This is a genomic window from Kitasatospora sp. NPDC057512, from assembly GCF_042802135.1.
Classification (GTDB): Bacteria; Actinomycetota; Actinomycetes; order Streptomycetales; family Streptomycetaceae; genus Kitasatospora.
Genome location: NZ_JBHVET010001122.1, coordinates 1 through 1,823, shown reverse-complemented (window position 1 = coordinate 1,823; position 1,823 = coordinate 1). Strand labels below are relative to the sequence as shown.

Sequence of the window (1,823 nt, the reverse complement as noted above, 5' to 3'; positions counted from 1 at the left end):
CTCCGATCCCGGGTACCCGTCCGGTCAGCCGGGGACGGCCGCGCCCCGCTTCCCACTCGCGGCCGGTGTCCGGGCCGCCGCCCCCGGCACCCCGCGCCAGGCGCGGGCGGCCAGCAGGCCAGAGGCCAGGGCGACGGCGCCGAGGGCGACGGAGGCCGCGGTGAGGCCCAGGGTGGCGCCGAGCCAGCCGGCCAGGGGGTAGGTGAGCAGCCAGCAGCCGTGGGAGAGGGAGAACTGGGCGGAGAAGACGGCGGGGAGGTCCTCGGCGGCCACCGAGTCGCGCAGGACGCGGCCGGTGGGGGTGAGGATCAGCGAGCCGGCCGCGCCGAGGACGGCCCAGACGGCGAGCAGGACGGGCCAGCGCCAGGCACCCGGCCCGGCGGCGGTGAGCACGGCGAGCAGGGCGAAGAGTCCGACGATGCCGAAGGCCGCCGGGAGCATGACGACCCGGTCCGGCACCCGGTCCAGGACCCGGGGCAGCAGCAGCGCCACGGCCATCGACCCGGCCCCGTAGGCGCCGAGCGCGATCGGGACGTCGGTGGCGGGGCGGCCGAGCTGGCCGCGGACGTAGACGACGGTGTTGACGATCACCATGGCGCTAGCGGCGGCCGCCGCGAGGTCCAGGGCGAGCATCGCCCGCAGCCGGGGCACGGCGAGGAACAGCCGGGTACCGCGGACGGACCTGGCGAGGACACCCTCGTCGGCCCCTTCCGACCGGGCCGCTTCCGGCCGGATCCGCTTGGGCAGGACGGCGGAGAGCACCAGCGCGGCGGAGGCGAGGAACCCGGCGGTGGTGCCCCAGAACAGCCAGTTGTAGCTGATCAGCGCGAGCAGGGCGCCCGCCAGCACCGGGCTGACCAGGCTCTCGCTGTCGTAGGCGAGCCGGGACAGCGACAGGGCGCGGGTGTACTCGCGCTCCTCGGGCAGCACCTCGGGGATCACCGACTGGAAGGCCGGGGTGAAGGCCGCCGAGGCGGACTGGAGGACGAAGATCAGGACGTAGACCTGCCACACCTCGGTGACGAAGGGCAGGGTGAGGGCGACGGCGGCCCGGGTGAGGTCGGAGGCGGCCATCAGCCGCCGGCGCGGGATGCGGTGGGCCAGCGCTGTGACCACCGGGGCGATGCCGACGTACGCGAGCATCTTGATCGCCAGCGCGGTGCCGAGCACCGATCCGGCGCCCGCCCCGGCGAGGTCGTACGCGAGGAGGCCGAGCGCCACGGTGGCGAGGCCGGTGCCCACCAGGGCGACGATCTGGGCGGCGAACAGGTGCAGATAGGTGCGGTTGCGCAGCACGGACAGCATGAGGACCCCGCTCGGACCGGACGCGGTAGGACGACACGTCCAGGATAGGTCAACATGTGCACTCATGTGCACATGTTGACGAGAAAGCGGCCGGGGAAGCGTCCCGCACCCCGGAGGGCACGGGCCGGTGCGGACCGCTCAGTCGTGCGGCGGGAGCTCGCCGATCTGGTGGTCGGCGACGCTCAGCGCCTCGTCGACCAGCCGGCGCAGATGGCCGTGGCGCAGCGCGTACACGACGCGCCGGCCGTCCTTGCGGGTGGTGACCAGGCCTGCCAGCCGGAGCTTGCCGAGGTGCTGGCTGACCGACGTCCGGGGGGCTCCGGTCGCCTCGGTGAGCGTGGTCACGTCCGCCTCGCCGGCACTCAGCCGCTGGAGCAGCGCGAGCCGGGTGCGGTCCGCGAGCAGCGCCAGGATGCCGGCCGCGGCCTCCAGCCGCTCGTCGTCCCGCCGCTCCTGCGCATGGTGCGCACCTGATACCTGAAGGCTCCCGCTCATGGCGCCATCGTAGGGCCCAGGGC

The 1,823-nt window shown here is 74.8% G+C and carries 2 protein-coding genes; both read right to left on the bottom strand.

Features of this window, described 5'->3' with window-relative positions; translation table 11 throughout:
• Positions 1-24: 24 nt before the first annotated feature.
• The gene (locus ACFU6K_RS38210; RefSeq protein WP_380671152.1) at positions 25-1,305 is read right to left on the bottom strand and encodes an MFS transporter; all 1,281 of its coding nucleotides are present in this window, start codon (positions 1,303-1,305) and stop codon (positions 25-27) included.
• A 138-nt stretch (positions 1,306-1,443) separates the two neighbouring features.
• On the bottom strand, positions 1,444-1,800 hold the full coding sequence (locus ACFU6K_RS38205) for an ArsR/SmtB family transcription factor (RefSeq protein WP_380671150.1): 357 nt from the start codon (positions 1,798-1,800) through the stop codon (positions 1,444-1,446).
• Positions 1,801-1,823 lie beyond the last annotated feature (23 nt).